The organism is Tardiphaga sp. 37S4 (genome assembly GCF_021044645.1).
Lineage (GTDB): Bacteria > Pseudomonadota > Alphaproteobacteria > Rhizobiales > Xanthobacteraceae > Tardiphaga > Tardiphaga robiniae.
This window is the reverse complement of sequence record NZ_CP088008.1, coordinates 414,615-436,547: the sequence shown is the minus strand read 5'-3', so window position 1 is coordinate 436,547 and position 21,933 is coordinate 414,615. Positions and strand designations below refer to the sequence as shown.

Below are 21,933 nucleotides of genomic sequence, written 5' to 3'. Positions count from 1 at the left end.
CGGTTTCAGGCTGCCGTTCCATCGCGCAATTTGAAGCGCTGGATTTTTCCGGTGGCTGTTTTGGGAAGGGAATCGACAACCTCGATCCAGCGTGGATATTTCCACGGACCGATCCGTTGCTTGACGTGATCCTTCAAGGATTCGCGCAGGCCCTCAAGCACGGCATTCGGTTTCAGCACCACGAAGGCTTTCGGCTTCAACAGCCCCTCGGCGTCGGCCTCCGGCACGACCGCCGCTTCGGATACGGCGGGATGTGCGATCAGCGCGCTCTCGACCTCGAACGGGGACACCCAGATGCCGGACACCTTGAACATGTCATCGGCACGTCCGCAGAACGTATAGCGCCCGTCGGCATCGCGGACATATTTGTCACCGGTGCGTGTCCAATGACCCTCGAAGGTGCGACGACTCTTGCTGCGTTGATTCCAGTATCCCTCACCGGCAGACGGAGCATCGACGAGCAACTCGCCGATTTCTCCGTCGGCAATATCGAGGCCCGCATCATCGACGAGCCGCACACGATAGCCTGGCACCGGCCGGCCGGACGTGCCGTATTTGATATCGCCGGGAGCATTCGACAGAAAGATATGCAGCAGTTCGGTTGAGCCGACGCCATCGAGAATATCGACGCCGAAGCGGCTCTTCCAGCCATTCCCCACCGGCTCCGGAAGCGCTTCGCCGGCCGAGGTGCAAATGCGCAGGCGCGGGAGGCGAGCTTCCGTTTTGAAACCTTCATCGTTCAGCATCGCCGCGAACAACGTCGGCACCCCGAAAAAGATGCTCGGCTGATATCGCAGCATCAGGCCGAACATGGTGGCCGGCGTGGGTCGCTCCGGATTGAGCACCGTCGTGGCGCCAACCGACATGGGAAATGTCATGGCGTTGCCGAGGCCGTAGGCGAAGAACAATTTGGCCGCAGATAATCCGACATCGTCCTCGCGGATGCCGAGAACCTGCTTGCCATAGGTGGTCGCCGTTGCTTCCAGGCTGGCGTGCAGATGTCGAACGCCTTTCGGCATGCCCGTGGATCCGGACGAATACAACCAGAAGGCAGGCTCGTCCGCATGGGTCGCGACCGTGGTGAAGCTTGTGCTCTCATCCCTGACTTCATCGGCCAGACTCTTGCGGCCATTGCCGGCACCACCGACCACAATCACATGCTCAAGATCCGGCAGACGACCGAGCATCTCGTCGACTGCCGGCAAAAGCGCCGCGGAAATGAACAACACGCGTGCCCGACAATCGGCCAGCACATAGGCGTATTGCTCCGAAGTCAGCAGAGTGTTGAGCGGCACCGGGACGATGCCGGCCCGGATCGCGCCGAGGAACACCACCGGAAAGTCGACGGTGTCGAGCATGATCATCGCGACGCGTTCTTCGCGCCGGACACCGAGCCGCTTCAGTAAATTGGCCAGTTGGCAGCTTTTTACCTGCAGGTCGCCATAGGTCAGTTCGGTCACGGTATCGGTGAAGGCGAGCTTGCTGCCACGGCCCTCATCGATGTTGCGGTCGAGAAGCCAGGTCACCGCATTGTAAGAACTGGACGGCCCACTCATGATGCGTCTGCACCTTGGGCGATTCCACAACCGTTGCTCACGGTGCTCTCCCTATCGTCTTTTTTGAATTATAATTCATATAAAGTCACCAACTCCGGTTGCTGTCAATCGCATCCGGAATTATCTTTCCTGAAATCCTCTGCGAGCACGCACACCACATGACCGACCAGGCCGATCCCGAAACTGCCTTTCTTGAACAGCTCGGTCAGCGTGTCCGCACCATGCGCGGCCTGCGCGGCATGTCGCGAAAGGTGCTGGCAAAAGTGTCAGGGATTTCGGAGCGCTACATCGCGCAACTGGAAAGCGGCAAGGGCAACGTGTCTATCGTGCTGCTGCGCCGGGTGTCCGGCGCCATGGGTGCCCATCTCGAAGATCTGATTCCGGCGGACGAACCGACAACGGAGTGGCCGGTCATTCGCGACCTCGTTCGCAACGCGACACCGAACCAGATCGCCCAGGCCAAGGACGTTCTCGCCGGACGCGGGAACGGTCAGTTCCAGAATTATATGTCATTCAGCGGCATCGCCCTGATCGGGCTGCGCGGCGCCGGAAAATCGACGCTTGGCAAATTGTTGGCGGACAAGATCGGCTGGAGCTTCGTCGAACTCAACAAGGAGATCGAGCAGCACAACGGACTATCGGTCGCCGAGATCATCGCCCTCTATGGACAGGAGGGCTTTCGCCGCATGGAACAGGCCGCGCTGAACGGCCTGCTCGGACGCAAGGAGCCCATCGTCCTTGCGACCGGCGGCGGCATCGTCTCGGAACCCGTGACCTTCGATCGCGTATTGTCGTCGTTCTACACGATCTGGCTCAAGGCCAAGCCCGAAGAGCATATGGCGCGCGTCCGCCGCCAGGGTGACTTGCGCCCGATGGCCGACGACCGCTCCGCCATGCAGGAATTGCGCACAATCCTGCTGAGCCGCGAACCGCTTTATTCCCGCGCATCCGCCATTGTCGATACGGCCGGTCTCAGCAAGGACAAGGCTGCCGCGCAACTGGTCGGCGCGGTGTCGCGTGTGTTGAACACCAATGCCCAGGCCTTCGGACTGAGAAGCGCTGCGTCGTGACACTGGGCGAGCTTCTGCAAGCACGCGGCTTCGATCCCACCGGTGTCATGGCGATCCGCAATACCCTGCATTCTGAAGACGTCTCAAACGATTTCCGCGATCTCGCCGATGTCATCAGCGCCAATGCGCTGCCGATGTATGACCGGATGCAGGACGGACCACGCATCGCGCATCAGACAGCCGTGCTCTCCTTTGCCGCAACAGACGGCGGGCAGGCATGCCTGACAAGCCTGCGAACCTTCCTGCTGCGCAAGCCGGGAAGCGTTCCCGGCGACATCGTCTATGACTACGACGCCGCGCACCTGCTGCACAGCTTCATCGCGCGCGCAACGACGCCCTGTTTTTATGACGTCATTGACCGGGAAGAACTCAACGATCTGTTCGGCCGTCTGGTCGTGCAATGGCCGGAGCCGCTTTCCGACAATATTCTTGCGGCCGATGACGATGCGTTGACCGTCGTCGTGGCCTGATCGCTCAAACGCCGAGATGGCTCTCCAGCACGCCGGGCTGCGCGGCCAATGCTGCCGGCGTTCCGTCGAACACCACGCAGCCCTTCGACAGGATCACCATTCGGTCGGCGACTTTTGCCAGACTCCTGAAATCCTTGTCGACGACGATGGTCGCAATGCCCTCGCCCCGGACCATCGCCAGCGTTTGCCAGATCGACTGCGCCACCAGCGGTGCCAAACCTTCCGTGGCTTCGTCGATCATGATCATATCTGGATTGGTCATCAGCGCGCGGCCGATGGTCAGCATCTGCTGCTCACCTCCCGACAATTGGTGCCCTCCATTATTGCGGCGTTCATGCAGACGCGGAAACAGATCGAAGATTTTCGGCAGGGTCCAGGACTGACGGCCGTGATTGCCTGGTCGCGCGGCCATCACCAGATTTTCGGTGACCGACAGCGAACCGAAAATGCCCCTGCCCTCCGGCACCAGCGCCATGCCGCATCGCGCGATCGTTTCAGGCGCTGCATTGCGGATATCATGGCCGTGGAAGCGCAAACTGCCGCGACAAAGTGGCATCAATCCCATCAGCGAACGCAGCAGCGTGGTCTTGCCCATGCCATTGCGACCAATCAACGCCACCTGCTCGCCCGGCGCGAAGGTCAGATCGATGCTGTGCAGAATCTGGCTAGCGCCATAAAACGCATCGAGCTTTTCCACCTCGAGCAAGGCCATTACGCGATGCCTCCATCAGCCCCGAGATAGGCGGCGCGTACGCCAGGATCCACGCGCACGTCCTGCGGCAAACCTGTGGCAATGACACGACCGTCCTGCATCACCGTCAACCGGTCTGCGAGTTCGAACACCGCATCCATGTCGTGCTCCACCACCAGCAGCGCACGGTCGGCCTTCAGCGACGCAATCAATCCGATGATGCCCCGCGCCTCCGATGGTCCCATGCCCGCCAGTGGCTCATCGAGCAGAATGACCTGCGGATTGGTCGCCAGCACCATCGCGATTTCGAGCTGGCGCTGTTCGCCGTGGCTCAATCTGTCGGCGATGACCTGCGACCGTGTGGACAATCCGACCCGGTCGATCGCATCGGTGACCAACTTGAGATATGGCCGGTCGGACCGCGTGCCACCAAACATCCGGAGCGGCGCGGTTGAACGGGCCTGCGCCGCAAGACGCACATTCTCGTGCACGCTGAATTGCGCAAACAACGTCGTCTTCTGATAGGCGCGGCCGAGGCCAGCACGCGCGCGGCGGTCCGGCGACAAGGAGGTGATATCCACGCCATTCAGCAGGACCTCACCCGAGGTTGGCAGAAGTTCGCCGGCCAGCAGATTGATCAGTGTGGATTTTCCGGCACCGTTCGGGCCGATCACCGCATGGATCTCGCCAACGCGGATGTCGATCGACACATCGGAGACGGCCAGCAGGCCCCCGAAACGCTTCTGCAATCCAGCGGCACGCAGCGCAATGTCATGCATGACGGGCTTCCGCAGCTGCAGGCTTGATCTCAGCCGCGCGTTGCGGCGACGCGCCAAACACCATCGACCAGATCTGCCGGACGCCATTGGGCAGCAGGATAACGATGCCGATGATGATCAAGCCCTCGGCAAGCTTCCAGTTGTCGAGATGCGCCTTCAGCACTTCTTCCATGCCGATCAGAACCAGCGCACCGACCAGCGGCCCGGTGACCGAGCGCAAGCCACCGATCAGCACCATGACCAGGATTGTCGCCGACTGGTGCCATCCAAGCATCTGCGGTGCGACGAAGCCGAACTGGGCCGCGGCCAGATAACCGGCAACGCCCGCCAGCGCGCCAGACAGGGTGAACGCCGTCAGGCGGAGGCGGAAGATCGGAAAGCCGAGCGACCGTGCCCGGCGCTCATTGTCCCGGGCTGCCGCCAGCGCCCGCCCGAACGCTGAGCGGGCCACCATCGTGAGCAGAGCGATCACGCCCACCAGGAAACCCAGCACGACAAAGTAGAAAGTCATGGGCTTGTCGAGATCGAGCAATTGACGGCCGGCAATGGCGATCTCGGGCCGGATGTTGATGGAGATACCGTCCGATCCACCCGCGAATTTGGTATCGTGGAAGAAGAAGAACAGCATCTCGCCGAAGGCGAGCGTCACCATGATGAAATAGACGCCGCGGGTACGCAGCACCAGCGCGCCAATCAGCAGGGCCGCCGCGCCGGAGCACAGGATCGCAATCGGAAGCGTCGTTAACAGCGACGCCGCATCATAACGAGGCGACAATAGCGCAAGCACGTATCCGGCGAGGCCAAAAAAGGCGGCATGACAGAGGCTCACCAGGCCGCCATGGCCGACCACGAGATTCAGCGACATGGCCAGCATGCCCATGATGAGCGCCTTGGCAAAGAATTGCGTGTAATAGGTCGATACACAGAATGGCAGCGCAATCGCCATAGCCAGACAGGCGATGCCGAACAATCGGACCCGCAGATTGGGCATGCTCATATCAAGCATCCTGGCGTCCGAGAATTCCACTGGGCCGCCACAGCAACACGGCTGCCATCACCACATAGATCAGAATGCTGGACACGCTGGGAAAGAACACCTTTCCGAACGTATCCGTGAGGCCGATCAGCAGTGCGCCGACGGCTGCGCCAGCGACCGAACCGATGCCGCCGAGCACGACCACGACAAAGGACAGGATCAGCATGCCATCGCCCATGCCGGGAAACACTGTCGAGATCGGCGCGATCAGGATGCCGCCGAGCGCCGCCAGCGCGATGCCGGCGGCGAAGACGTAGCGATTGACCCGGTCGAACTTGATGCCGAGCACGCACGCCATCTCGCGATTTTCCGAACCTGCCCGCACGATCATGCCGATTTTGGTGCGCGCGATCACGAAGAAGATGACGAGTGCCACCATCAGGCAGAATACACAGATCGCCAGCCGGTAAACCGGATAGGACAGGTTGTCGGTCAGCTGGATCGACCCCGACAACCACGCGGGCGGAGCAACCGCGTGCACGTCCTTGCCGAACAGCAACTGCCTGATTTCATCGATGACCAGGATGAGGCCGAAGCTGAGCAGCACCTGTGCCAGATGATCCCGGCCATAGAGAAGACGAACGAAGACGGCCTCAAGCAGAATGCCAGCGATGAAGGCAACCAGCACGCCGCCAAGCAAGGCGACCACAAAACTGCCAGTCATCAACGTGATCCAGTAAGCCAGATAGGCGCCGAGCATATAAAACGCGCCATGGGCGAGATTGATGACCCCCAGGATGCCGAACACCAATGTCAGGCCGCTCGCGACAAGGAACAGGACTGCGCCATACTGAACCGCATTCAGCAACTGAACGCCTAGTGTGATGAGGTCCATCAGATCAATCCAACCACGGCGGGCCACCTTCAGTCGCCGGCGCAATCAAGCATGAGGCCGGACCTGGCTGCGCTGCGCCACCTCCTTCACGGACGGTCTTGCACGCAACAGGCTTCGACGATTCGATCTCCATCAAAAGACCGCGTAACCATGCGTCAGGTCATCTTGCAGCCCCGCGCGGGATCGTCGACATCGGCTTGGGCGACCGAGATCATCTCGTTACGCCCGTTGCGGACCTCGCGCAGATAGATGTTCTGGATCGGGTTATGCGCCTTGTTGAAGGACAGCGGCCCGCGCGGGCTGTCGATCTTCGCAGCCCCCATCGCCGCGATCATCTTGTCACGCGCGTTGAAGTCGCCGCCCACGGCGGTCAGTCCGATATCCAGCAGCGCCGCGCCATCGTAGCCCTGTACGGCGTAGATATCGCCGTCCTTGCCCGTCTTGGCCTTGAAGGCTTTGAGGAAGGCGAGATTGGCGGGATTATCGAGATTGTCCGCGTAATGCAGCGTCGTCCTGATGCCCTTGGCGGCTTCGCCCTGCGCTTCGATGGTGCCGTCAGTCAGAAAGCCCGCGCCATAAAGCGGAATGGTCTTGTTCAGGCCGGCCGCCGCATAGTCCTTGACGAATTTCACCGCGCCACCGCCTGCAAAAAAGCTGAACACGGCATCGGGCTTCAGCTGCGCGATCTGCGTGATCAGTGCCTGAAATTCCACCTCCGGAAATGGCACCGTCAGGTCCGCGACGATCTTGCCACCGTTCTTGGTGAAGTTTTCAGCGAAGGCGCCGATCATCTCGGCACCGGCCGTATAACGCCATGTGATCGTGACCACGTTCTTGATACCGGCATCGGCCATCACCTTGCCCATCGGGTAGGTGCTCTGCCAGTTCGAGAACGACGTGCGAAAGATGTTCGGCGCGCAAGCAGGACCAGTCGCATCATTGGCGCCGGCATTCGGAATGATCAGCAGTGTCTTGGTGTCGCGCGCGACCTTGACCATGGCCATGGCCACGCCGGAATGAACGGTGCCGACAACGACGTCAGCCTTCTCGCGGCCGACCAGCCGGTTCATGTTGTCGGTGGCTGATTCCGGCTTCGATTCATCGTCCACCTGCACGAACGCAATGTCGCGCCCACCGAGCTTGCCGCCCTTCTGTTCGACATAAAGGCGGAAGCCGTCATCGATGAACTGGCCAAGCTTCGCATAGGTCCCGGTGTAGGGAAGCATCATCCCCACCTTCAATGGCGCGTTCTGCGCGATGGCCGGGCTATGAAGCGGCGACGTCGCAATGAATGTTGCTGCACCGGCGGTCCCGGACAGCATGGCGCGCCGCGTCAACGGACGCAGAAACCCCTTGGTGGTCATCGGCTCGTCTCCCCTCGGAATAATTGATGACCGGTTGATCCGGCCTACCAATGCAGATTGACGCTAGGTGGGAGCATTGCCCTCCACCCGCGCTCGCATCTCTGCAGCATAATGCACGAAATTGGAAAAGATCAAGAATTATAATTCATGATCTGCGACAGCGGGTAGACACGCTCATTCAAATCAATCGCTGTTGACCATCATGGCAGCTGCTGGCGTTGCCGGCGCATAGTTGCGCAGAGCAGCAAGAATGGAGCGGGCGCCGCGCCGCGCGCCTTCGGTCTGTACCCAGACCAGCGACAGGATAAGTTCAAGCCCGGGATCAACCGGCAGCGCCACGAGGCGTGCATCGAACGAGACGAGTGCGCTTTCGGGGAGTACTGACACGAAGCCGAAATCCAGCATCAGGTTGGCAATGATCGGGATCGAGTCGATTTCCGTGATTGTCAGCGCATCGATCTCTGCCTGAGGCAGCAATTGCGCCAGCAGTTTGTGCGCGGCTTGGCCGAGCCCGGTGCGTCGGCTGGGTAGCGCTAGCGGCTGTTGCCGAAGCACCTGCATGACATCGGGCTGGTCACCCAGCACCTCGCGCGCGCCAACGACCACAAGTTTCGATCGCACCAGCGCGCGGGACGAGACATCCGCGGGGATCGTGTCGCTGTCGATCAACGCGACGTCGCACCGTTTGTCTTTCAGGCCGGTCAGCAGATCCTCGGCAGTACCATTGGTGACAAACAGCGGCCGCGTCGGCCGATCCCGCTGCCAGGCGGCGACGAGAAAGGCCAGCAGCCGCGCGACATTGCTTTCATGGCCGAGCGGCATCACCGCCCCGAGCCTGATGGTGGCATTGGTCGAACGAAAACGCTCACGCGCACGCCGTGACAGTCGCTGCATGGTTTTTTCAAGTTCAGCCAGCGACGTGACCAGCAACTGGCATGCCGGCGTCGGCGTGACACCGATACGGGAGCGATGAAACAACACGCTGCCGAGTTCATCTTCAACGCGTGCAATCTGTCGCGCGAGTTGCGGCTGACCGAGACGGATGATGCGTGCGGCACGACGAACGCTGCCGGTTTCCGCAACCAATGCGACACGCTGCAAGGCCGTGAGACTGACATCACACTCGGCGCAGAAAGCCCGTGCTGCATCGCCTGCCCTATCGGGCGCGATCATCCCCATCGCGATATCCGCTGCGGCTTCGATCTCATCCAGCATGCGCCGCGCCTCGAGCGTGAGAAAGCTCGCGGCACCCACGCGATTCAACAACGGCGCCGCAATGGAGCGTTCGAACCGTTTCACCGCTGCCGAAAGCGTACTGGGTGCGCGTCCAAGTTGGCGCGCGGCTTCGCGCACATTGCCGCAACGAAGCACCACGGCTGTCATCACCAAGGTCGCAATGTCCATTCCATTGTCATCCGGGTCTGTAGTCGATTTTTCCGCGCTGCAGCGAGAGCGTATAGGATGTCCATCAAATGGGATATCCCCCCGATGCGCAATTGCGTTAGCCTTCATGACAAGGACCGCGGAGCCAGCTGCCGGCTTGGCCTGGCCGCACCAATGGAGGTGTTCGATGAAAGCAATGATCCTTGCCGCCGGGCTTCTGGCTTTGGCCAGTCCCGCACTCGCTCAGGCTCAGGAACCGCTGAAGTCCGCGATCGACTCGACCTTCGCGCCGCATGCCATGCCCAAACTGTCAGGCGGGCTTGAAGGCTTCAATATCGACGTCGTTGATGAAATGTCGAAGCGCATCAAACGCCCGATCACGGTGGAAGGCGCGCAATTCGCCGGTCTCATTCCGGCACTTCAGGCCGGCACCTACGACTTCCTCGCTGCTGTGGTCACTGTCACACCCGAGCGCGCGCAGCAGTTGCTATTCATGGAAGGCTTCGTTGACGCCGACTATCGCTTCATGACGCTGGCTTCGGCACCTCCCATCACCAAGCTCGAAGATCTCTCCGGCAAGACCATCGCCGTGCAGAAAGGCGCGATCTACGAGAAATGGGTCAACGACAACGCCGCCAAATATGGCTGGAAGTCTGAATCCTTCGCCACCAGCACCGACGCGGCGCAGGCCGTGCTCGCCGGCCGTGCCGACGCCAACATCTCGGCCGCAACCGTCGTCGCCTGGATCGTGAAGAACAATCCGCGGCTGAAGAATGCCTTTCTCTACAAGACAGGCCTCGTTTGGAGCATGCCGCTGCGCAACGGCAATACCGAATTGCGCAACAAGCTCGAAGACGCACTCGTCTGCATGAAGCAGGACGGCACGCTGAAGAAGCTTTACGTGAAGTGGTTCGGTGTCGAGCCGGAGGCCGGTTCGGCGACCACCACCATCTATCCCGGCTATGGCGCACCGGGCGTCGCCGGCTATGACGCGACCGAGCAGAAGCCGACCTGCTCATGAGTCTGGATGCAGCGGCGTCTGCGCCGTCCTATCTGCTGGAAGCACGCGGCGTCCGGAAGAGCTTCGGGCACACCGAAGTTCTGAAGGGCGTCGACCTTCTGGTGGAGCCGGGCAAGCTGGTCTTTTTGATCGGCCCATCCGGTTCGGGCAAGAGTACCTTGCTGCGCTGCTGCAATCGTCTGGAGGAGCCGGATGCCGGCTCCATCATCATGGACAATGTCGACCTTTTGTCGCCGCGCACCGATATCAACGCGGCGCGGCGGCAGATCGGGATGGTGTTCCAGAGCTTCAACCTCTATCCGCACCTCACGGTGCAGAAGAACATCACGCTGGCCCTGCGCAAGGTCGCCGGCATGAGCACCACTGACGCTAATGCCCGTGCCGCGGAAATGTTGGCGCTGGTGGGCCTGCCCGACAAGGCGACGTCCTATCCTGCGCAACTCTCCGGCGGCCAGCAGCAACGCATCGGCATCGCGCGTTCGCTCGCGCTGAACCCGAAGATCATCCTGATGGACGAGCCGACTTCGGCGCTCGACCCGGAATTGGTCGGCAGCGTGCTCGCCGTCGTGAAGGACTTGCGCGACCGCGGCATCACCATGGTTATCGCCAGCCATGAAATGAATTTCGCCCGCGAAGCCGCCGACAAGGTGGTGTTCCTCGATGGCGGTCTCGTCATCGAACAGGGCAGCGCCGAAGACATTTTCCTGCGCCCGCAGGAAGATCGCACCAGACGTTTTCTCGCGCAGATCAGGCACTAGGCCATGACCGCCGCCGACGCGATGAGCAACTGGGACCGCTTCATCTTCACCTTCTTCAACGCGGATATCGCGATGAAGTATGGCTGGGAGATTTTGCAGGGCGCCGGCGTTACCATTCTTGCCGGCCTCGCAGTGGTCATCACGGGTATCGGTGCAGGCTTCGGCCTCGCGGCGCTCCGGGCGATCGGCTGGAAGCCCGTCAATTTCCTCATCATCGTGTTCGTCGACATTTTCCGCTCCCTGCCGCCGCTCGCAATCATCCTGGTATTATTCTTCGGCTTCCCAAATATCGGCATCGTCCTACCCAGCCTCATCGTGCTGTGGATGTCCCTCGGCGCGGTGCTTGCGGCCTTTGCCGAAGAGATCTTCTGGGCCGGCATTACCTCAGTGCCGAAGGGCCAGTGGCTGGCCGCGCGCTCAACAGGGCTCACCTTCGCTCAGACGCTGCGCTATGTGATCCTGCCGCAGGCGGTCCGCCTCGGCATTCCGCCGCTCACCAACCGCGCGATCTCCATCACCAAGAACCTCGCGCTTGGCAGCGCCATCGGTGTCAACGAGATTCTTGGCCGCGCCAATTCCGCGCTGTCGATGTCCGCCAATGCGACGCCGCTGACCATGGGCGCGCTACTTTACGTGCTGGTCTTCATTCCACTGGTGATCGCCTCCCGTACACTTGAACGCAACTATCGGTGGGGTGAGCACTGATGGAGCAGTTCACCCAGGAATTCTTCAATCTCGACGTCATGGCGAAGGTCGCACCGTTCCTGCTGCAGGGACTGTTGCAGACGCTGCTGCTGTGTTCGTTCCTGATCCCGATCGGCCTGGTCAGCGGCATCCTCGTGATGTTGCTGACCACCAGCCCCTATCGCGTTTTGCGCTGGCCGGCGATCGCCGCCGTCGACTTCTTCCGAGCCTTTCCGCCGCTGGTCCTGCTGGTCTTCGTCTATGCAGGCCTGCCCTTCATCGGACTGCGCGTACCGGCGCTGGTCGCGGTCGCCGTTGCCTTCCTGATCAATTCGGCAAGTTACTACGGCGAGATCTATCGCGCCGGCATGGTTAGCGTGCCGAAGGGCCAGCGCGAGGCCGCGCGGTCGACCGGACTCTCCGCCACACAGACATTGCTTTACGTGACGCTGCCACAGGCGATCCGGAACGTTTTGCCGGATCTGTTGTCCAATACGGTCGAGCTGGTGAAGCTCACGACTCTCGCCAGCGTCATCTCGGTCCCTGAGCTGCTGCATTCTGCCAATCTGGCACGCTCGCTCACTTACAACTCATCGCCGCTGATCCTCGCGGCCATCATCTATCTCGTCTTGCTGCTGCCGGTGGTGCGGTTGATCGCACGGCTGGAGCACAAGCTCTAGGGAATGCGGTCCGACGGGGCCGTCACGACCAACGAGGCCGGGCAAACCGGCCGCAAGCGTGGAGTTGCACATGGATTTCGATCTGGTTCTCACCGGCAAGGTGATCGGTCACGACAGCATCATCGAGAATGGCTGGGTCGCGGTCCGCGACGGGCGCGTGGGTGCCGTCGGCGAAGGCACGCCGCCGGCCGCGCGCGAGCGGCAGGATTTCAAGTCCGGCATGATCCTGCCGGGCGCCATCGACGCGCAGGTCCACTCGCTGTCACAGCGCAACCAGGAAGACTTCGTCTGGTCGACGCGCTCCGCCGCAGCCGGCGGTGTGACCACTATCGTCGACATGCCCTATGACGAAGGTGATCTGGTTTGTTCCGCTGCTGCGGTCGAGCGCAAGATCACCCATGCGAGCAAACAGGCGCGCGTGGATTTCGCGCTCTATGGCACCATCGACCCCGAAGAGGGTCCGGCACGAATCGCCGAACAGGCCAAGGCCGGTGTCGCCGCCTTCAAGTTCTCCACCTTCGGTACGGACCCCAAGCGCTTTCCGCGCATCCCCGCGCCGCTGCTCGCCGACTGCTTCGCCGCCATTGCGCCAACCGGCCTCGCAGCCGGCGTCCACAACGAGGACGACGAATTCATCCGCGATGCCGTCGCCAAGGTGAAGGCCAAGGGCGTCACCGACTGGCGCGCGCATGCGATGTCGCGCCCACCGCTCGCCGAAATCCTCGCGATGCTGCAGATCTATGAGACCGGCGCCGAGACCGGTTGTCCCGCCCATGTTGTGCATTGTTCTGTCGCACGCGGTTATGACATTGCGGCGTGGTATCGCTCCGAGGGTCATCACGCCACGGTGGAATGCTGCATCCACTATCTCGTGCTCGACGAGGAGAACGACGTCTCCCGGCTCGGCGGCAAGGCCAAGATCAATCCGCCGGTGCGCCCGCGCGCCGATGTCGAAGCGCTGTGGGCAGAGCTTGCAGCCGGACGCGTCTCGCTGGTCTCGACCGATCACGTCAGTTGGTCGGAAGATCGCAAGATCAATCCGGACATGCTTGCCAATGCGTCCGGCGTCCCCGGCCTCGAAGCCATGGTGCCGCTGCTGGTAAAGGGCCTCGTCGAACGCAAATTGCCGCTGACCCATGCCGCGAAGCTGATGTCGTTCAATCCGGCGCGGCACTTCCGCATCGACGATCGCAAGGGCGCGCTGGCGCCTGGTCTCGACGCCGACATCACCGTGCTGGTGGACAAGCCCATCGTCTATGACGGTGCCGCAAGCGGCAACAACGTGGTCGGCTGGTCCCCCTATAATGGCATGACGCTGCCGTGGACCGTGGCTGCGACCTATGTGCGCGGCCAGCTCGCCTTCGACGGCAGCAAGGTTCTCGCCGAACCTGGCAGCGGACAATTCGTGCGGCCACCGCTGCTTCTCTCAGAGCGACTGCCGGTGGCGTGACGCCCGCCGTTCCGATCACCGACCACGTATCGAACACAAGAACATCTGCCGAGGAGACATTCCGATGGGACGTATTCTGACCGAACGCGATATTGAAGCCGCCGTGCGCGGCGGCGGTGTCTACGCTGCCGGTGGCGGCGGCTGGGCGGATCACGGGCGCATGCTCGGCCGCGCTGCGATTCTCGTCGGCAAGCCCGAACTCGTGTCGATCGACGAACTCGACGATGACGACTGGGTCGCCACTGCAGCCGCGATCGGCGCGCCGGCGTCGACCACCGCTTGGGAAATGCAGGGCAAGGATTACATCCGCGCGGTGCAACTGCTGCAGGATGCGCTGGGTGAACCGCTGAAAGGCCTCATCATCGGCCAGAATGGCAAGTCGTCCACCATGAATGCGTGGCTACCATCGGCACTGCTCGGCACCAAGGTGGTCGATGCCGTCGGCGACATGCGCGCGCATCCGACCGGCGACATGGGATCGATCGGCCTTGCCGGCTCGCCCGAGCCGATGATCCAGACAGCTGCCGGCGGCAACCGCGCCGAGAACCGCTACATCGAACTCACCGTACGCGGTGCCACCGCCAAGGTGTCGCCGATCCTGCGTACGGCCGGCGACATGTCTGGCGGCTTCATTGCCTCCTGCCGCAATCCGGTGCGCGCGTCCTATGTGCGCGACAACGCTGCTCTCGGCGGCATCTCGCTAGCGCTGCGCCTCGGTGAAGCCATCCTCGCCGCCGAGCCGAAAGGAGCGACTGCCGTGATCGACGCGATCTGCAAGGACACCGGTGGCTCCATCCTCGGCAGCGGCAAGATCACCGCAAAAAATGTGGTCTACACACCGGAAGCCTTCGACATCGGCACCCTGACCATCGGCGAAGGCGACCGCGCCATCACGCTGCATGTGATGAACGAATACATGGCCATCGTCGATGCAAATGGTAAGCGTCTCGCGACCTTCCCGGACATCATCGCCACACTGTCCGACGAGGCCGAGCCGATGAGCGTCGGCCATCTCGAAGTCGGCATGAACGTGCATCTGTTCCATGTGCCGAAGACGATCATTCCGCTTGCCTCCAGCGTCAAGGATCCGGCGGTCTATCCCTCCGTCGAACGCGCCATGGGCATCGAGATCGCGCGCTACGCACTGGCCTGAGACACCGCAGGAGTCCGTCATGACATCAGCGAATCCACGGCACCCCGATTTTCCGATTCCTGGCGGCCCAAAGCTGCGCGCCAAGGGCTGGCGGCAGGAAGGTCTGTTGCGCCTTCTGGAAAACGTGCTCGCGGTCGGTGAGGATCCGTCGAACCTGGTTGTCTATGCCGCACTGGGGCGCGCGGCCCGTAACTGGCCAGCACACAAGGCGATCGTGCAGGCTCTGACGACCATGGAGGAAGACCAGACGCTCGTCATCCAGTCCGGCAAGCCGGTCGGCCTGCTGCGCACGCACGCCAAGGCGCCGCTGGTGATCATGGCGAATTGCAACATCGTGGGCCAATGGGCGAAGGCTGAGATCTTCTACGAGCTCGAGCGCAAAGGCCTGATCTGCTGGGGCGGACTCACAGCCGGCGCCTGGCAGTATATCGGCTCGCAGGGCGTCATTCAGGGCACCTACGAGATTTTCATGCGCATCGCCGAGCGCCGTTTTGGCGGCACGCTCGCCGGCCGCTTTATCCTCACCGCCGGGCTCGGCGGCATGGGCGGCTCACAGCCGCTCGCCGGGCGCATGGCCGGTGCGGCGATCCTCACCGTCGACATCGATCCGGAACGGGCGCGCAAGCGCAAGGAGATCGGTTATCTCGAAGTGATCGCGCCGGATCTCGATTCAGCGCTGGAGATGATCGGCGCTGCAAAGGCCGAGCGTCGCGCGTTGTCGGTCGGCCTCGTCGGCAATGCCGCCGATATCTATCCGGAAATCGCCCAGCGCGGCATCATCCCCGATGTGGTGACCGACCAGACCGCAGCCCACGATCTCGTCTACGGTTATGTGCCGCGCACGCGCTCACTCGAGGAAGCGCGCGCCATGCGCAAGTCAGCGCCGGAACAATTGATGGAGGAGAGCCGGGCGTCGATTGTCGATCATGTGCGCGCCATGCTGACCTTCCAGGCGCGCGGCGCGGAAGTGTTCGACAACGGCAATCTCATTCGCACCCACGCCAAGGAAGGCGGCGTCGCAAATGCCTTCGATATCCCCATTTTCACGGAAGCCTATCTGCGCCCGCTCTTTGCGCGCGCCATCGGTCCGTTCCGCTGGATGGCGCTGTCGGGCGATCCCGACGACATCCGTGCCATCGACGATCTCGTGCTGCGCCTGTTCGGCGATAACCAGATCGTCTCGAACTGGATCAAGCTCGCTCGCCAATACGTGCCTTTCGAAGGCTTGCCGGCGCGCATTGCCTGGCTCGGTCATGGCGAGCGCAGCGAATTGGCGCTGGGCGTCAATGAACTCGTCGCCAATGGCACGCTCAAGGGACCGGTCGCCTTCTCGCGCGATCATCTCGACGCCGCCGGCATGGCGCATCCAAACATCATGACCGAGAACATGCGTGACGGTTCAGATGCCATCGCTGACTGGCCGCTGCTCGACGCGATGGCGCTGTGTTCATCCCAGGCCGATCTCGTCGCCGTTCATTCCGGCGGCGGCGGCTATGCCGGCTACATGACCAGCGCCGGGGTCACCCTGATCGCCGACGGCACGGCCGCCGCGGCAGAACGACTCGCCATGAGCCTCGACAACGACACGGGCCTCGGCGTCATCCGCTACGCGGATGCGGGGTATGGCGAGGCCATCGACGAGGTCTGGCTCAAGCACATCCCGCATATACAACTCTAGAACGGTTGTTCCGAACACATTCTATGGCGTGTTGGGCGAGAGCCCGCCCGCGGACAAGCTTTGGGAACTTCGCTTCGCGCCAGCTCACAGGCCCTATCGCCCAATATGCGACCGCGAAAATCGGAAAATTCAGTGCGTCAGGGGCTCACGCGCAGCGGTAGAAGCCGACACCGCAATTGCACAAAAGTCCGGCGCATCGGAAGCGGGGAACACCGCTGTCAGGTGGTTGAAATTGCGGAGCTCTCTCTATAGACCGACGGAGCCAAAGCGATCCGCGGGCCCGCCCCGCCTGTTGTCGCCTCGGCCGTTGGGGCGTAGCCAAGCGGTAAGGCAGGGGATTTTGATTCCCCCATTCGGAGGTTCGATCCCTCCCGCCCCAGCCATGTTTTATCTACGATTTCAATCACTTATCGACTTGGCGCTGTTTTCTTTTTGACAGCGTTTTCCTGCTCATTCTGAATAGTTGTTGACGGTTCGTTCGCCAGCTTGTGTGCGTGCCCCGCGCGAGTCGCCGACAAGATCAGGCGCTGCCGGTCGGCTAGCACCTTGCCCCTATCCCAGGTAAGCGACCGGTGAAGTTCGGCGAGCAACCGCTACGATTTTCGGGACTTCAGGCTCAGCACAATATCATAACGCCACTCAAAATCGCTCGTTCCGTCACCCACCAGCTCCAGCCCTATCGTGATAAGAGCAGTTCTCACTTCAAGAGTTCATCCAGCTAGTCGGCAAAGACCTGAAGCCTCCGAGAGAGATGCTGACGGTGTGGATAGAGCTGTGCCATCAGCCGTGGGTTCCTCCAATAAAAAGGCCCCGCTACTGCAGGGCCTCACATTTTCTGGTTGGTATTGTTCAAGCCCGACAAGTCGCCGTTCCAGCGGACGAGGAAAGATCTTGAATGTCAGCCTTTGCCTGCCCAGGCCGGGCGCTCGCCTAGCCATGGCGGCAGCGCCTCCCACTCGGCAGATCTCATCCGGCGCTCCTCGCCGCCAACATTGATGAACACAAACGGTGCATCTTCCTGCCCGGTCTTGGATCCGGCGAACATCGCTGGTGTACCGTACGCATCTCGAATAGCCGTCTTGATCGACATGTTTTCCTCGATCTGTGAGCTTGCGATGTCATGACTCTGACGCATCACCACTGCGTCAGCAGGCGTGCAGTTCGATAACTGCTGGAAAGTCCCGTACTAGCGAATCTACACTACTTCTTTCTGACCGCGCCCAGCGCCGGCATGATCTTGGGACCGCCGCCTTTGAGGCTCTCTGCAGCAGCGATCGTCTTGACCGGCACCTTCTTCGGTTTCTTGGTTTCGCGATTTCCCTTGGCCATATCGTACTCCCGCTATGTGAGCCCGAGCGTTACCACGGCTGGCACTGAAAGACCGATTTATTATCACCGCTCTCTCGCCAACCTCCCACCGACTTGTTCCAACTCCCAGCCCTCGAAGATACTGATGGCTATTCGCGAAGAAAGAGCGCACCCTGCGCTCGCGCGCATTGATGACCCTGATGGTCCCTGCCGAGCGCGCGCTGCTTTTGTCACGAAATTGTCCGATATGCCGCGGCTGGCGCAGCATTGCCAATTTTGAGCGATTGCCCTTTCAACATTGAAATCGCGAGGCAGCAGATTGACGGTGTTCAGCCGCATTGCATTCATTGGCAATTCACTTCCACGCCGATGTGGGATCGCCACGTTCACTACCGATCTGCAAAGCGCAGTAGCAGCCGCCCGCGCAGACTCCAAAACCGTCATCGTGGCGATGACCGATCATGGTCATTTCTATGACTATCCAGCCACCGTTGGCATTCAGGTCAATGACGAGCTGATCAACGACTACATACGTGCAGCGGAATTCCTGAACAACGGTCATTTCGACGTGGTGTCGCTTCAACATGAATTCGGTATCTTCGGCGGTGAAGCCGGGAGCGATATCATCCAGCTTCTCTCGCTGCTCAAGATGCCGATCGTGACGACACTTCATACGGTTCTTGCAGAGCCCACCGCCGCACAAAAGGATGTCTTCACACGCGTTGTCGAGATGTCGTCGAAAGTGGTGGTGATGGCGGAGAAAGGTCGGGAACTACTTCGGACCATCTATCAGGTCGCCGAAGAGAAGATCGAGATCATTCCACATGGAATTCCAGAATTCGCTTTTGTGGAGCCCGACGATGCAAAAACGAGGCTCGGCTTTGCCGGCAGGTCTGTCATTCTGACTTTCGGCCTGCTTTCGCCCAATAAAGGCATCGAATTCATGATCGATGCGATGCCGTCCATTCTGAGCACCTGTCCGGGTGCGGTCTATGTCGTATTGGGTGCAACCCATCCAAATCTGGTACATGACGAAGGCGAGACCTATCGCGAATCCCTCATTGCAAGGGCCCGCGAAGCTGGCGTCGCGGATCACGTTGTCTTCCTTGATCGCTTCGTTGATCAGGAGACCTTGCTCGATTTCATCTCGATGTGCGATGTCTACGTCACGCCTTATCTGAACGAATCTCAGATGACGTCAGGCACCCTGGCCTATAGTTTTGGCTTGGGAAAGGCCGTGGTATCGACTCCCTATTGGCATGCTCGCGAATTGCTCGCCGACGGCCGCGGCATTATCGTCCCGTTCGCGGATGCGAATGCGATCGGCGTTGAGATCGAAAAGCTTCTGATCAACGCACCACTGCGCCAGGCGATGCGCAAGCGCGCCTATGCCAGCAGCCGCTCCATGACCTGGGAACGGACGGCCGAGCGATACATGTCCGTTTTCGAGAACGCGGGTCGCCGCCACCGGCTCAAGACCATTGCAAAGTCGGATACGAGTACGCTCCTGCGAGATAGTCGCGCGCCTCCCGAGATGCAGATTGGTCACTTCCTGTCGATGTGCGACGACACCGGACTGTTCCAGCATGCGGTTCACAGTGTTCCGGATCGCTTGCATGGCTATTGCATCGACGACAATGCCCGCGCGCTACTGCTGGCATGCGCGTTGAACACGCCCGGGGAACTACGTCTGTCGGAGGTCCTGACCTCCCGCTTTGCAGCTTTCGTCCAGCATGCGTGGAATCCCGAAACGCACCGGTTTCGAAATTTCATGGCTTTCGATCGCAGCTGGCTGGAAGAAAGCGGATCGGAAGACAGTCATGGGCGCACGCTTTGGGCACTGGGCGTTTGCGCTCTTTCGGATGCGAACCCCTCTCGGCGGACCTGGGCCGCAGCACTCTTTGCGGAGGCCTTACCAAAGGTCGGCGATTTCCTCTCGCCCCGTGCCTGGGCGTTCGTATTGCTGGGACTCGATGCGTATTGCACGACCGTCACCGACAATAGCCGTGCCAATGCAATCCGGACGGCTCTGGCCGACAGGCTCGTCTCGCTTCTTGAGAAAGTCGAGACGAGCGATTGGGTGTGGTTCGAAAACGGACTTTCCTATGACAACGCTAGACTCTGCCAGGCTTTGATTCTCACCGGCACTGCGATGAAACGGCCGGACTATCTCAACGCCGGGCTGAGAAGCCTGCGCTGGCTGCTGACACAGCAGACCTCAGCCAGCGGTCAGTTCAGGCCGGTGGGCACGGAGGGATTTCACGACATCCGGCGCCAGCCACGCAGCTTCGACCAACAGCCTGTCGAGGCTGCTGCCACCATCGCGGCCAGCCTTGCGGCGTGGCGCGCCGACCAGAACATTGAATGGAAGAGCGAAGCCGCCCGGGTCTTCGCATGGTTCCTCGGCAGCAATGACCTTTCCATCCCGCTCGTCGATCTGGAGACAGGAAGCTGTCGTGACGGACTGCATCCGGACCGTGCTAATGAGAACCGCGGCGGCGAGTCAGTCGTATCCTACCTGCTCGGACTATCCGAAATTCGGCACATGGCACGTATCGCCGAGGATCAATCCAAATCCGCGACCCGCGTGGCCTGATCACGTTGCGCTCCCCCTCTCAGCAGACCATTGAGATTCCTTTTGCCCTCATCTCCGATACTGAATCGCCAGGCGCTCTATCTCCGGCCCGACGCGTCCCGAGTCATCGTACGGCCGTTTAAACCTGCGACGGAGCCACGCGATCTCAATCCGACAGATAAGACGCGCGCCAATCATATTGTCGACCGGATTCTTGCGCTCAGTCCCGAGCAGGCAGAGCATCAGTTGGCCGACGTGCTTGAAAACTTTCTGGGTCGCCACCGGAATCTGCTTCAGACATTCGAGGCCCGCGCTGACGAAATGGAAGATGCATTCCACGGCCATAGCCGGTTCACGACGATTCAGCGTCAGCTAGTCGGCGCCTATTTCCTGAGTGAATACTCGTTTGAAGCATCGGCACTCTTCAATCCGAGCATCGTGCCTCACCCCGATCAATCGGGAACGACAGCCGGCGCCCTGCGCTTCATCCTCAGCCTGCGCGCCGTCGGAGAAGGCCATGTGTCATCCCTGACATTTCGCACAGGCCTTGTGGATACCGACGGGACCGTGAGCATCGATCCGACCGCACGCCTCGCATCAAATCCAGCAGTTCAACACCTCGGGTCTGGGCCTGGCGGCGAGGATGTCGCTGTCACGTTTCGTAGCAGCGAGGATATCAGCGAGCGGGTCATTTTTCCGATTACAGAGTCGCAATCGAACGGCATCGAGGATGCGCGCTTTGTGAAATTCGAGCACTCCGAGCGAACTGTCTATTACGCGACGTACACGGCCTATAGCGGCAGGGCGATCCGCTCGGAGATCATCGAGACGTCCGACTTCGTCACGTTTCGCTTTTCAGCCCTCAGAGGCAGCGCATCACATAACAAGGGCATGGCACTTTTCCCCCGGAAAATCGACGGGCGGTTCGCGATGATCGCGCGGCAAGACAATGAAAACCTCTACCTGATCTATTCGGATGATCTTTATACATGGGATGGCGGCACGCCGATCCTGAAGCCGGCCGCCCCTTGGGAGTTCATTCAAATCGGCAACTGCGGCTCACCTATCGAATTAGATGAGGGCTGGCTATTACTGACCCACGGTGTCGGCCCGGTCCGCAAGTATTCGATAGGAGCAGCACTGCTCGACAAAAACGACCCGACGAAGGTGCTGGGGCGCCTGGACGAACCGCTCCTTCGGCCTGCGCCGTCCGAGCGCGAAGGATATGTGCCGAACGTCGTCTATACATGCGGCGCAATGCGGCATGGCGATCAAATTATCTTCCCGTATGCGATTTCGGACAGTTACTCGAACATCGCGACGATCGATATAAGAAGCCTGCTCGCAGCGATGGGCAAATAAGAGCTGACTTAGCTTTACCGTAGAGGCAATCGGACGTGGCTTCTCAGCACGCCCAGCTCGTCCGTGGTTGGCACCTTTCA

General features: G+C 60.9%; 20 protein-coding genes and 1 tRNA gene. 12 read left to right on the top strand and 9 right to left on the bottom strand.

Annotated elements, in window-relative coordinates; genetic code table 11:
- Positions 1 to 5 precede the first annotated feature (5 nt).
- A complete protein-coding gene (locus tag LPB73_RS02065; protein WP_231079438.1) occupies positions 6 to 1,556 on the bottom strand; it encodes a benzoate-CoA ligase family protein in 1,551 nt (516 codons plus the stop codon).
- Between the two features lie 158 nt (positions 1,557 to 1,714).
- Here LPB73_RS02065 and LPB73_RS02060 point away from each other — a divergent pair, with 158 nt between their 5' ends.
- Positions 1,715 to 2,626, top strand: a complete 912-nt coding sequence (locus LPB73_RS02060) for a helix-turn-helix transcriptional regulator (protein ID WP_093756981.1) — start codon at positions 1,715 to 1,717, stop codon at positions 2,624 to 2,626.
- Positions 2,623 to 3,096: a hypothetical protein gene (locus tag LPB73_RS02055; protein ID WP_231079437.1), complete on the top strand. Its 474-nt coding sequence runs from the start codon at positions 2,623 to 2,625 to the stop codon at positions 3,094 to 3,096. The genes LPB73_RS02060 and LPB73_RS02055 overlap by 4 nt, the downstream gene beginning before the upstream one ends.
- 4 nt (positions 3,097 to 3,100) lie before the next feature.
- On the opposite strand, the gene LPB73_RS02050 is transcribed toward LPB73_RS02055, so the two are convergent.
- The 6 genes from LPB73_RS02050 to LPB73_RS02025 all read right to left on the bottom strand — a co-directional run bounded on the left by LPB73_RS02050 (position 3,101) and on the right by LPB73_RS02025 (position 9,205).
- A complete protein-coding gene (locus LPB73_RS02050) occupies positions 3,101 to 3,808 on the bottom strand; it encodes an ABC transporter ATP-binding protein (protein ID WP_231079436.1) in 708 nt (235 codons plus the stop codon).
- The gene (locus tag LPB73_RS02045) at positions 3,808 to 4,566 is read right to left on the bottom strand and encodes an ABC transporter ATP-binding protein (protein WP_231079435.1); all 759 of its coding nucleotides are present in this window, start codon (positions 4,564 to 4,566) and stop codon (positions 3,808 to 3,810) included. Before LPB73_RS02045 ends, LPB73_RS02050 begins: the two co-directional genes overlap by 1 nt.
- A complete protein-coding gene (locus LPB73_RS02040; RefSeq protein WP_231079434.1) occupies positions 4,559 to 5,563 on the bottom strand; it encodes a branched-chain amino acid ABC transporter permease in 1,005 nt (334 codons plus the stop codon). Before LPB73_RS02040 ends, LPB73_RS02045 begins: the two co-directional genes overlap by 8 nt.
- Before the next feature lies 1 nt (position 5,564).
- Entirely contained in the window at positions 5,565 to 6,437 is an 873-nt protein-coding gene (locus LPB73_RS02035; protein WP_231079433.1) for a branched-chain amino acid ABC transporter permease, read from the bottom strand.
- 155 nt (positions 6,438 to 6,592) lie between these two features.
- Positions 6,593 to 7,801 (bottom strand): ABC transporter substrate-binding protein, encoded by a 1,209-nt coding sequence (locus tag LPB73_RS02030; RefSeq protein ID WP_231079432.1) that lies wholly within the window; start codon positions 7,799 to 7,801, stop codon positions 6,593 to 6,595.
- 183 nt (positions 7,802 to 7,984) lie between these two features.
- Positions 7,985 to 9,205, bottom strand: a complete 1,221-nt coding sequence (locus LPB73_RS02025; protein ID WP_231079431.1) for a LysR family transcriptional regulator — start codon at positions 9,203 to 9,205, stop codon at positions 7,985 to 7,987.
- 166 nt (positions 9,206 to 9,371) lie between these two features.
- Between LPB73_RS02025 and LPB73_RS02020 the strand changes: the two genes are divergently transcribed.
- From LPB73_RS02020 to LPB73_RS01985, 8 genes are all read left to right on the top strand, one after another.
- On the top strand, positions 9,372 to 10,205 hold the full coding sequence (locus LPB73_RS02020; protein ID WP_120286991.1) for a transporter substrate-binding domain-containing protein: 834 nt from the start codon (positions 9,372 to 9,374) through the stop codon (positions 10,203 to 10,205).
- Positions 10,202 to 10,963, top strand: coding sequence for an amino acid ABC transporter ATP-binding protein (locus tag LPB73_RS02015; protein WP_305801659.1), 762 nt, complete (start codon positions 10,202 to 10,204; stop codon positions 10,961 to 10,963). Before LPB73_RS02020 ends, LPB73_RS02015 begins: the two co-directional genes overlap by 4 nt.
- A gap of 3 nt (positions 10,964 to 10,966) precedes the next feature.
- A complete protein-coding gene (locus LPB73_RS02010; RefSeq protein ID WP_231079430.1) occupies positions 10,967 to 11,668 on the top strand; it encodes an amino acid ABC transporter permease in 702 nt (233 codons plus the stop codon).
- On the top strand, positions 11,668 to 12,327 hold the full coding sequence (locus LPB73_RS02005) for an amino acid ABC transporter permease (RefSeq protein ID WP_231079429.1): 660 nt from the start codon (positions 11,668 to 11,670) through the stop codon (positions 12,325 to 12,327). Before LPB73_RS02010 ends, LPB73_RS02005 begins: the two co-directional genes overlap by 1 nt.
- A gap of 70 nt (positions 12,328 to 12,397) precedes the next feature.
- Positions 12,398 to 13,777 (top strand): dihydroorotase, encoded by a 1,380-nt coding sequence (locus tag LPB73_RS02000; RefSeq protein WP_231079428.1) that lies wholly within the window; start codon positions 12,398 to 12,400, stop codon positions 13,775 to 13,777.
- A 64-nt stretch (positions 13,778 to 13,841) separates the two neighbouring features.
- Positions 13,842 to 14,930, top strand: a complete 1,089-nt coding sequence (locus LPB73_RS01995) for a DUF917 domain-containing protein (RefSeq protein WP_231079427.1) — start codon at positions 13,842 to 13,844, stop codon at positions 14,928 to 14,930.
- Positions 14,931 to 14,949: 19 nt separating this feature from the next.
- Positions 14,950 to 16,608 carry a urocanate hydratase gene (locus tag LPB73_RS01990; protein ID WP_231079426.1) on the top strand — a complete coding sequence of 553 codons (1,659 nt, stop codon included), beginning with the start codon at positions 14,950 to 14,952 and terminating at the stop codon, positions 16,606 to 16,608.
- Positions 16,609 to 16,916: 308 nt separating this feature from the next.
- Positions 16,917 to 16,991, top strand: a tRNA-Gln gene (locus LPB73_RS01985).
- A 515-nt stretch (positions 16,992 to 17,506) separates the two neighbouring features.
- Here the strand turns inward: LPB73_RS01985 and LPB73_RS01980 are convergent.
- Positions 17,507 to 17,698, bottom strand: coding sequence for a hypothetical protein (locus LPB73_RS01980; protein ID WP_068735371.1), 192 nt, complete (start codon positions 17,696 to 17,698; stop codon positions 17,507 to 17,509).
- Positions 17,699 to 17,808: 110 nt separating this feature from the next.
- The gene (locus tag LPB73_RS29090; RefSeq protein WP_256461248.1) at positions 17,809 to 17,937 is read right to left on the bottom strand and encodes a hypothetical protein; all 129 of its coding nucleotides are present in this window, start codon (positions 17,935 to 17,937) and stop codon (positions 17,809 to 17,811) included.
- A 298-nt stretch (positions 17,938 to 18,235) separates the two neighbouring features.
- Here LPB73_RS29090 and LPB73_RS01975 point away from each other — a divergent pair, with 298 nt between their 5' ends.
- Both LPB73_RS01975 and LPB73_RS01970 read left to right on the top strand, forming a co-directional pair.
- On the top strand, positions 18,236 to 20,512 hold the full coding sequence (locus LPB73_RS01975) for a glycosyltransferase family 4 protein (RefSeq protein WP_231079425.1): 2,277 nt from the start codon (positions 18,236 to 18,238) through the stop codon (positions 20,510 to 20,512).
- Between the two features lie 42 nt (positions 20,513 to 20,554).
- Positions 20,555 to 21,853, top strand: a complete 1,299-nt coding sequence (locus LPB73_RS01970) for a glycoside hydrolase family 130 protein (RefSeq protein ID WP_231079424.1) — start codon at positions 20,555 to 20,557, stop codon at positions 21,851 to 21,853.
- Positions 21,854 to 21,933: the final 80 nt, after the last annotated feature.

Excerpts from the sequence above, each read along its gene's own strand:
- LPB73_RS02065 (WP_231079438.1), bottom strand. The coding sequence starts at position 1,556 with ATGAGTGGGCCGTCCAGTTCTTACAATGCGGTGACCTGGCTTCTCGAC.
- LPB73_RS02060 (WP_093756981.1), top strand. The coding sequence starts at position 1,715 with ATGACCGACCAGGCCGATCCCGAAACTGCCTTTCTTGAACAGCTCGGT.
- LPB73_RS02050 (WP_231079436.1), bottom strand. The coding sequence starts at position 3,808 with ATGGCCTTGCTCGAGGTGGAAAAGCTCGATGCGTTTTATGGCGCTAGC.
- LPB73_RS02045 (WP_231079435.1), bottom strand. The coding sequence starts at position 4,566 with ATGCATGACATTGCGCTGCGTGCCGCTGGATTGCAGAAGCGTTTCGGG.
- LPB73_RS02040 (WP_231079434.1), bottom strand. The coding sequence starts at position 5,563 with ATGAGCATGCCCAATCTGCGGGTCCGATTGTTCGGCATCGCCTGTCTG.
- LPB73_RS02035 (WP_231079433.1), bottom strand. The coding sequence starts at position 6,437 with ATGGACCTCATCACACTAGGCGTTCAGTTGCTGAATGCGGTTCAGTAT.
- LPB73_RS02030 (WP_231079432.1), bottom strand. The coding sequence starts at position 7,801 with ATGACCACCAAGGGGTTTCTGCGTCCGTTGACGCGGCGCGCCATGCTG.
- LPB73_RS02025 (WP_231079431.1), bottom strand. The coding sequence starts at position 9,205 with ATGGACATTGCGACCTTGGTGATGACAGCCGTGGTGCTTCGTTGCGGC.
- LPB73_RS02020 (WP_120286991.1), top strand. The coding sequence starts at position 9,372 with ATGAAAGCAATGATCCTTGCCGCCGGGCTTCTGGCTTTGGCCAGTCCC.
- LPB73_RS02015 (WP_305801659.1), top strand. The coding sequence starts at position 10,202 with ATGAGTCTGGATGCAGCGGCGTCTGCGCCGTCCTATCTGCTGGAAGCA.
- LPB73_RS02010 (WP_231079430.1), top strand. The coding sequence starts at position 10,967 with ATGACCGCCGCCGACGCGATGAGCAACTGGGACCGCTTCATCTTCACC.
- LPB73_RS02005 (WP_231079429.1), top strand. The coding sequence starts at position 11,668 with ATGGAGCAGTTCACCCAGGAATTCTTCAATCTCGACGTCATGGCGAAG.
- LPB73_RS02000 (WP_231079428.1), top strand. The coding sequence starts at position 12,398 with ATGGATTTCGATCTGGTTCTCACCGGCAAGGTGATCGGTCACGACAGC.
- LPB73_RS01995 (WP_231079427.1), top strand. The coding sequence starts at position 13,842 with ATGGGACGTATTCTGACCGAACGCGATATTGAAGCCGCCGTGCGCGGC.
- LPB73_RS01990 (WP_231079426.1), top strand. The coding sequence starts at position 14,950 with ATGACATCAGCGAATCCACGGCACCCCGATTTTCCGATTCCTGGCGGC.
- LPB73_RS01980 (WP_068735371.1), bottom strand. The coding sequence starts at position 17,698 with ATGTCGATCAAGACGGCTATTCGAGATGCGTACGGTACACCAGCGATG.
- LPB73_RS29090 (WP_256461248.1), bottom strand. The coding sequence starts at position 17,937 with ATGGCCAAGGGAAATCGCGAAACCAAGAAACCGAAGAAGGTGCCGGTC.